Genomic DNA, 8,539 nt, shown 5'->3' on the forward strand with positions numbered 1-8,539 from the left:
CCGCCGGAATCGAAGGTCAGACCTTTACCCACGAGCACGATAGGCTTAGCGTCCGGGTTAGGATTTCCTTTATATTCCATCACCGACATCAGTGATTCGTTTTTCGAACCCTGACCCACCGCCAGATACGCATTCATTCCCAGCTCTTTCATCTGCTGCTCGCCGATAACGCGGGTCGTGATGTTGGTGCTGAACGCATCTGCCAGCTGACGGGCCTGTGACGCCAGATATGCGGCGTTACAGATGTTCGGGGGCATATTGCCGAGATCTTTTGCGGCTTTAATACCTGCTGACACCGCCAGACCGTGTTGAATGGCGCGCTCACCGCTGGTCAGTTCACGGCGGGTCGGCACGTTGAACACCATTTTACGCAGCGGACGGCGCGGCTCGGTTTTGTTGCTTTTCAACTGATCGAAAGTGTAAAGCGACTCTTTGGAGGTTTCGACCGCCTGACGCACTTTCCAGTAAGTATTACGGCCTTTTACGTGCAGCTCGGTGAGGAAGCAAACGGCTTCCATAGAACCGGTGTCGTTCAGGGTGTTAATGGTTTTCTGGATAACCTGCTTGTACTGGCGCTCATCCAGCTCGCGTTCTTTGCCGCACCCAATCAGCAAAATGCGTTCTGAAAGAATATTCGGTACATGATGCAGTAAGAGGGTCTGGCCCACTTTGCCTTCAAGTTCGCCACGGCGAAGCAGGGCGCTGATGTAGCCATCACTGATTTTATCGAGTTGTTCGGCAATCGGTGACAGGCGGCGAGGTTCGAAAACGCCGACTACAATACAGGCACTGCGTTGTTTTTCCGGGCTACCGCTTTTTACGCTGAACTCCATGCACTCTCCTGAATCTTAAAGACAAGGGCGGGAGGTACGGCTAGAATGAGTCGCCGGAGACACTCTCCCGTCATTGTGTTAACGACCTGTGTTAACCTTAAACGGCGTTAGTTTTTATTTTGGCGGCTATAAGCAAGTTCCTATAGGACACCCCAATTCTCGGTGTTGTAATACTATTTTAGCTGCGAAGGTTGCCATATGATGAGAATAAATGACGGATTAGCGATGAAACTAGCGATTTTCCTTCAAAAAGACAAGTTTTCACAGGCGTATTAAGCGTGATCATCATTAGATATCTGGTTAGGGAAACCTTCAAGAGCCAATTTGCCATTCTGTTCATTTTGCTTCTCATCTTCTTCTGTCAGAAGCTGGTCAGAGTGCTCGGAGCAGCGGTCGATGGCGATATCCCAACAAATTTAGTTCTCTCACTTCTGGGCCTTGGCGTTCCGGAGATGGCGCAGCTTATTCTGCCGCTCAGTCTGTTCCTCGGCCTGCTGATGACGCTCGGTAAACTTTATACCGACAGTGAAATCACGGTCATGCACGCCTGTGGTCTTGGAAAACGGTCACTGGTCATCGCCGCGCTGGTTCTGGCGCTATTTACGTCAGTTTTTGCCGGCGTGAATGCGATCTGGCTCAGCCCGTGGTCGTCGAAACATCAGGATGAAGTGCTGGCGGAGGCGAAAGCCAACCCGAGCATGGCCGCGATGGTCGAAGGCCAGTTCCAGCAAGCCCAGAACGGCAATGCGGTGCTGTTCGTTGGCAGTGTTAAAGGGAAGGAATTCCATAACGTCTTCCTGGCTCAACTGCGGCCGAACGGCAACCAGCGGCCTTCCGTTGTGGTCGCTGATAAAGGACATATGTTGCAGCGTGCGGACGGTTCCCAGCAGGTGATGCTGGATAAAGGCACCCGTTATGAAGGCACTGCGCTGTTGCGTGATTTCCGCGTGACGGATTTCACCGATTATCTGGCGGTTATCGGGCATCAGGCTGTACAGCTTGACCCTAATCAGTCGGATCAGATGACCATGACGCAACTCTGGAATTCCAACGAACCGGAAGCGCGGGCAGAGCTGAACTGGCGTTTAACGCTGATCGTTTCAGTCTTTATTATGGCGTTGCTGGTGGTCCCGCTCAGCGTGGTGAATCCTCGTCAGGGGCGTGTACTCAGTATGCTGCCAGCGATCCTGCTGTATCTGATTTTCTTCCTGCTGCAAACCTCGCTGCGCTCCAACGGTGCCAAAGGTAAGCTGGATCCGATGCTCTGGATGTGGGGAACCAACCTGCTCTACTTTGCACTGGCACTGGTGCTTAATGCATGGGACACCTTGCCGGTTCGCAAGATCCGCGCGCGTCTGAGAGGAGCTGCCTGATGTTTGGCGTATTAGACCGTTACATTGGTCGCACTATTTTCAACACCATCATGATGACGTTGTTCATGCTGGTGTCACTCTCCGGCATCATCAAGTTTGTCGATCAGTTGCGTAAAGTCGGGCAGGGCGGATATTCCGCCGCTGGCGCAGGTTTATACACCCTGCTGAGCGTACCGAAGGATATCGAAATCTTCTTCCCGATGGCAGCGCTGCTGGGCGCATTGCTGGGCCTCGGCACGCTGGCAACACGCAGCGAGCTGGTGGTGATGCAGGCATCCGGTTTCACCCGCATGCAGATTGCCGCCTCCGTGATGAAAACGGCGATCCCGCTGGTGCTGCTGACCATGGCGATTGGTGAATGGGTTGCGCCGCAGGGCGAACAAATGGCGCGTAACTACCGTGCGCAACAGATGTACGGCGGTTCACTGCTTTCCACGCAAAACGGAGTGTGGGCAAAAGACGGTCACGATTTTATCTACATCGAACGCGTGGCGGGTGAAAAAGAGCTGACCGGCGTCAACATCTATCATTTCAATGAAGAGAATAAACTGCAGTCAGTCCGTTACGCGTCATCCGCGACCTTTGATAATGGTGAGTGGAAACTCTCTCAGGTGGATGAATCTGATCTGACGGATCAACTGCAAATCACCGGTTCGCAGACGCTGACCGGCGTATGGAAAACCAACCTGACGCCGGACAAACTCGGTGTGGTTGCGCTCGACCCTGACGCGTTGTCGATCAGCGGCCTGCACAACTATGTGAAATACCTGAAGCAGAGCGGGCAGGAAGCAAAACGTTACCAGCTGAATATGTGGAGTAAAATCTTCTCGCCACTGTCCGTTGCGGTGATGATGCTGATGGCGCTGTCGTTCATCTTCGGGCCTTTACGCAGCGTACCGATGGGTGTGCGCGTGGTGACCGGTATTTGCTTCGGTTTTCTGTTCTACGTGCTTGACCAGATATTCGGCCCGTTAAGCCTGGTTTACAGTATTCCGCCGATTCTGGGCGCATTGCTGCCGAGCGGGCTTTTCTTCGTCATCAGCATGTTCTTATTGCTGAAAAAACGCTAAATCCGGCAGTACAGATAAACAAAAAGCAGGCTCTTTTCAGAGGCCTGCTTTTTACATCTGAATTCTGAATATTGAGAACTGAACCGTCAGATCTCGTTATTACGCACCAGATCGGCCACCAGATTGTTCACGCCATCGCTCATGTTTTTAAACTTGGTCAGTTCGCTGCGGGTCACAACCACGAACACGCCCACACCGCGCTGCGGTACCATCGCGACATACGTGATAAAGCCACCACCGCCGCCGGTTTTCTGAATGATACGTGGCAGCAACGGCGTCGGCGCCATCGTTACCCAGCCCATTCCCAGCGAGTCCGCCATTCCCGGTACATCCATTCCTTTGAGCGAGACCAGATCCGTACGCTTGTAATACATCTTCTGCGCCATATCGGCGGTTGTAGTGCGTTGCCCGAGGAACTGACGCATCCAGCGGCCCATATCGGCAGGCGTGGAGTAAAGGCCTCCGCTGCCTGCTGCCGCAATAGTGTTGATACACGGGCTCGGACGCAGACCTTCCATCAGGCGTGAACACTGGCTGGCGTTTGGCGTCAGCGTGGTATCGACCATGCCGAGCGGCTGAGTGATTTGCTCGCGCAGCAACTGGGTATAAGGCTGATTAGCGGCTTTCGATAATGCATCGGACAGCAGGTCAAACGCCAGATTTGAGTAAGAGGCGCGTGCACCCGGCGGCACAGTCAGTTTGGCGACACTCAGCCAGCTCCAGCGATCACTTTTAGTCGGCCAGGTGAAGACGGCACGATGTGCGACACCGCCCGGCTGCTCGCGCGGCAAACCGCTGGTGTGGGTGGCGAGATTCAGCAGGGTGATCGGATTTGTGCCGCTGTAAGCAGGAACACGGGCACCGGCCGGGGCGTATTTACGCAACGGATCGTTAATACTGACTTTGCCCTGCTGCGCCATTTTTACCAGCACTTCACTGGTAATAAGTTTGGTCAGCGAGGCGATACGCACCACAGAGTCTTCACGTGGTCGCAAATCGGAACCGGGACGGGTTTCCCCGAAGCTGCGGAAAACCTGCTGATTGTTATCAACGACAACCAGCGCCATTCCCATCGCGCCGCTGCCGTAAAAGATGTGTTCTGCATGGTCATCCACGACCTGCGACGCCAGACGCGCATTCTGCTGCGCGTGGCTCCATAAAGGCGTACTGGCGAAGGCCAGCGCGAGGAGCGAAAGTGAGAGTTTTTTCAACAAGCTGGTATCCATCAACAGGGCAAGATCTATTCGTGATTTGTATACTAATGCGAAGTTTGAGAAACGGCATTGGAAAAACGTGGGTAAACAGAAGATTTTTGTCAGCAAATCCTCACTGAGCTGCGGTGTATGACTGTTTTTTCAACACTTAAACCGAACAAGGCGGGATAACTATTGCGTGACCGGCTGGGCTGGGTATAATGCCCACGTTTTCCGCATACTACTTTCAGTGCCGAAGTGGCGAAATCGGTAGACGCAGTTGATTCAAAATCAACCGCCGCAAGGTGTGCCGGTTCGAGTCCGGCCTTCGGCACCATTAGTATGTAAATAGACCTCAACTGAGGTCTTTTTTTATGCCTAAAATCCAGTTCCCGCAAGGCTTTGCCCCGCTTTTCAGTCAACCGACGTCAATCTGAGTTACCCCACATCAACATGCTTGTGAGTATAGAACCGAGTATATATGCTGGTTCGATAATGCTTATATACTCACGGCAGCATATGGAAGGAATACCATCATGGCCCTGACTGATACCAAGGTGCGTTCGGCAAAACCAGAAGCAAAGGAATACTCGCTCGTCGATGGCGACGGCATGTTTTTGCTGATACACCCTAACGGCTCCAAATACTGGCGTTTCCGCTTTCGCTTTGGCGGCAAGCAACACCTGATGGCCTTTGGCGTTTACCCTGAGACATCCCTTGCTGATGCCAGACATAAAAGAGAAGCTGCCAGAAAACTGGTTGCTGCAGGCATTGACCCCCGCGAACAAAAACGTGCAGTAAAAGAAGAGTTGGCTAAAGAAGTCTTCACTTTCGAAGTGGTTGCCAGAGAATGGCATGCGACTAATAAGAAGTGGTCAAAAGATCACAGCAATCGTGTTTTGAAAACCCTGGAAGACTTTCTTTTCCCGGCCATTGGTAAGCACAATATCACTGAACTCAAGACTCGAGATTTGCTGGCACCTATCAAAGCGGTAGAGAAGTCAGGTCGTCTTGAAGTGGCTTCGCGCCTACAGCAGCGCACGACAGCAATCATGCGCTACGCCGTACAAAGTGGTTTAACCGACTACAATCCCGCTCAGGAAATGGCTGGTGCCGTCGCTACAGCAAAACGGCAACATCGTCCCGCCTTAGAACTTAGCCGTACTCCTGAGCTACTTCACCGTATCGACACCTACACTGGCAGACCGCTCACTCGTTTGGCAATAGAGATGACATTGCTGGTTTTTATCCGTTCAAGCGAACTGCGTTTCGCCCGTTGGTCAGAGATCGACTTCGAGACATCAATGTGGACGATACCGGCAGATCGTGAACCATTAGAAGGTGTTAAACATTCTCACCGTGGTTCAAAGATGCGAACGCCTCATCTGGTACCATTATCTCGGCAGGCCCTCGCAGTCCTTGAGAAAATAAAACGGCTTAATGGTAATCGCGATTTAATTTTCGTTGGCGATCACGATCCACGTAAACCGATGAGTGAAAACACCGTCAACAATGCACTCCGGGTGATGGGCTATGACACGAAAATTGAGGTTTGCGGCCATGGATTTAGAACCATGGCATGTAGTTCGTTGATCGAATCGGGGTTGTGGTCTAAAGATGCGGTTGAGCGGCAGATGAGCCACCAAGAACGTAACTCTGTGCGCGCATCTTACATTCATAAGGCAGAGCACTTGGATGAACGCAGGCTAATGCTGCAGTGGTGGGCTGATTTTCTAGATGCAAATCGGGAGAAGGGGGTTAGTCCGTTTGATTTTGGGAAGTAGTAAGGTTTTTACTGATCTGATAATAATGAATATAGAAGAAACTAATTATGTTTAGAAGGAATTTGCTCATAATTTATTGAATGATCATAATTTATTTTCTATATTATTATTGAATTAAAAAGCAAGTTTCAATTTGCAAATGGAGGCTTGCATTACTTTGGGTTTTTTCTATAGAGTAAATAGTCCCAACTTGTGGAGAAGTATTATGCAACATTTTGATAAGCAGTCTGCTATGGATATTATCTCCCATTCCACGGGAGGGTTTAGCTATGACACCCTTGCTAGGGCATTGATTTCAAAGAATAATATTTCAGACTCGCAGTGTCTTCTCATTGAGTGTAAAAAGTTTTGCGACCATCTTGAAACCATCGGGTTACTGAAAAAGTGTCCTCATTTGTTAAATGGACATGATGAGTATTTCGAATACATTCATCATTGACTTAGCCATCCTCGACATTTTTTCGGGGATGCGTTATGTGTTTCTTGCAACAACCCCTTTTCTGCGATAGCTTTGCTACGGAAAATTTTTTGAGGGTAGTTTGTGAGCCATATAAATTTGATAACAACATGCACAAATGGAAAGCATGGACATAGTTGCAATTCTCTGAATTTAAGTGATTATTCGGCTGGGAAAACATCAGCGAATGTTCTAATTCATTCCTGGTGTAATGCCTCAAAAGAAGYGCTTGCAAGATCAGCCTTCATTTCTGTTGAAGACCTTTACAAAGGTGGGCATTGGTCGACTGCACAAACTATCAATAAAGACCATCCGATTGATTTATGGGTTCTTTCTGCTGGGTTTGGACTGCTACATAACATGGATAAGGTTATTCCATATCGGGCGACCTTCTCCACTGGTTATGCGGAGTCCATCCCATTGTTTTCAAAAGATTATCCTGCTAAATCTTTCCATAGGACATGGTGGAAAGAGATTACAGAAAGATCTCCTTTAAAGTCAGAACATGCAACTTCAATAACGATGTTGATGAAAGAGAGACCAAAGGAGTATTTTATCATTTGTGGGTCTCCTGATTATATCAATGCCATTGAACTTGATATCATTAATGGTCTGGAATATTTGTATGTACCAAAGAAACAATTTTTAATTATCACTTCGAAAAAAATAAATAATAGGTTGGACGATTATTTATTAAAGAGCGATGCGCGCATAGCTGAATTTTTGAAATGTAATATGCTCATGCTAAATATTAGCCTTGCAAAATACGTTATAAACAATTTTAACTCTAATAGAAATGAAGATTTGAGTATCCTTGCTCAGGAGATGTCAAAGCAATTCTATACTCTGCCGGAGCGTACTGTTATTAAGGGTATAAAGCGTAATCCTGAGGAGGTGGAAAAGTATATTTTGACACTTTTACAGCAACAGCCTGAGATGAGTGCCTCAAAAGCTCTGCGGACTTTTCGTGATTCAGGTAACAGTTTTGAAGAGAAACGATTTCGTGTTTTGTTTCAGTCTGTCTCTGCCCGCATTGTGTAATGTCCGGATGGTGGTTTTGTGATAGAATCCCGCGTTTTTTGAAGTCTGGGCAAAGGCGTTACAGGAGAGCAGGTTGTCGAAGCTAAAATACTTTTTTCCGGATAGTCAGGATTTTATTGATCCGAGTTTTGACTTCATACGGGAAACGCGTAACGAACATCGTGTGCGCCAGCGTGATGACCATTATCCGCACGAGGTTTTCCCTCATCCCTACGATGGCATGCTCGTTTCAAAAGCGGTCGTTGATGGACTGGGTGGTGGTGAAAGCAAATATACACGTGCTCAGCGGTTACGCTATTTCCGCAATGGAATGAAACATTTCTTTCGTTTGCCAGATAACATGGAGACGATGGGAGACTGCGGTGCTTTTACCTATGTAAATCAAGATGTTCCGCCTTATCGTGTTGAGGAGGTTATCGAGTTTTACGAGACATCTCGTTTTAATTACGGTGTTTCCCTCGACCATATTGTGTTTGGTTACGAAAAGCCGGGAGAGTCGTTTACAGGAGAAGTCCTTGCTGAGTGCCGTCGTCGCCAGGATATCACGCTTACGCTAGCGCAAGAATTTCTGACAAAGTCTCAGCAGAGTTGTTTCACTCCGTTTGGTGTGGCCCATGGCTGGAGTAAAGACTCTTATCGACAGTCTGCGCAAGCACTCCTGGCGATGGGATATAAGAACATCACCATGGGGGGTATGGTTCCCCTGAAAACGCCTCAAATTCTGGAAACGCTGGAAGAGATAAAACCGCTGCTGAAAAGTGATACTTGTGTTCATCTTCTTGGTATCG

General features: G+C 49.0%; 7 protein-coding genes and 1 tRNA gene. 6 read left to right on the top strand and 2 right to left on the bottom strand.

Annotation, left to right across the window (positions count from 1 at the left end):
- The coding region (locus AC1DUO_RS22335; RefSeq protein WP_477988797.1) for a M17 family peptidase N-terminal domain-containing protein at positions 1 to 833 on the bottom strand (833 nt) is incomplete at its 3' end.
- 278 nt (positions 834 to 1,111) lie between these two features.
- Here AC1DUO_RS22335 and lptF point away from each other — a divergent pair.
- Positions 1,112 to 2,206 carry an LPS export ABC transporter permease LptF gene (lptF, locus tag AC1DUO_RS22340; protein WP_013577145.1) on the top strand — a complete coding sequence of 365 codons (1,095 nt, stop codon included), beginning with the start codon at positions 1,112 to 1,114 and terminating at the stop codon, positions 2,204 to 2,206.
- Positions 2,206 to 3,276: an LPS export ABC transporter permease LptG gene (gene lptG / locus AC1DUO_RS22345; RefSeq protein WP_013577144.1), complete on the top strand. Its 1,071-nt coding sequence runs from the start codon at positions 2,206 to 2,208 to the stop codon at positions 3,274 to 3,276. The genes lptF and lptG overlap by 1 nt, the downstream gene beginning before the upstream one ends.
- Positions 3,277 to 3,362: 86 nt before the next feature.
- Here lptG and ampH read toward each other — a convergent pair whose 3' ends face one another.
- On the bottom strand, positions 3,363 to 4,502 hold the full coding sequence (ampH, locus tag AC1DUO_RS22350) for a D-alanyl-D-alanine-carboxypeptidase/endopeptidase AmpH (RefSeq protein ID WP_037033544.1): 1,140 nt from the start codon (positions 4,500 to 4,502) through the stop codon (positions 3,363 to 3,365).
- Between the two features lie 219 nt (positions 4,503 to 4,721).
- Here ampH and AC1DUO_RS22355 point away from each other — a divergent pair.
- The 4 genes from AC1DUO_RS22355 to dpdA all read left to right on the top strand — a co-directional run.
- Positions 4,722 to 4,806: transfer RNA gene (locus AC1DUO_RS22355), tRNA-Leu, on the top strand.
- 199 nt (positions 4,807 to 5,005) lie between these two features.
- Positions 5,006 to 6,253 carry a tyrosine-type recombinase/integrase gene (locus AC1DUO_RS22360; RefSeq protein WP_477988799.1) on the top strand — a complete coding sequence of 416 codons (1,248 nt, stop codon included), beginning with the start codon at positions 5,006 to 5,008 and terminating at the stop codon, positions 6,251 to 6,253.
- A gap of 541 nt (positions 6,254 to 6,794) precedes the next feature.
- Positions 6,795 to 7,751 carry a hypothetical protein gene (locus AC1DUO_RS22365; RefSeq protein ID WP_477988801.1) on the top strand — a complete coding sequence of 319 codons (957 nt, stop codon included), beginning with the start codon at positions 6,795 to 6,797 and terminating at the stop codon, positions 7,749 to 7,751.
- A 73-nt stretch (positions 7,752 to 7,824) separates the two neighbouring features.
- Positions 7,825 to 8,539, top strand: a 715-nt coding sequence (gene dpdA / locus AC1DUO_RS22370) for a tRNA-guanine transglycosylase DpdA (RefSeq protein WP_477988803.1), incomplete at its 3' end; no start/stop codon positions are given.

The sequence above is a fragment of the Rahnella sp. P4_A8 genome (genome assembly GCF_056402435.1).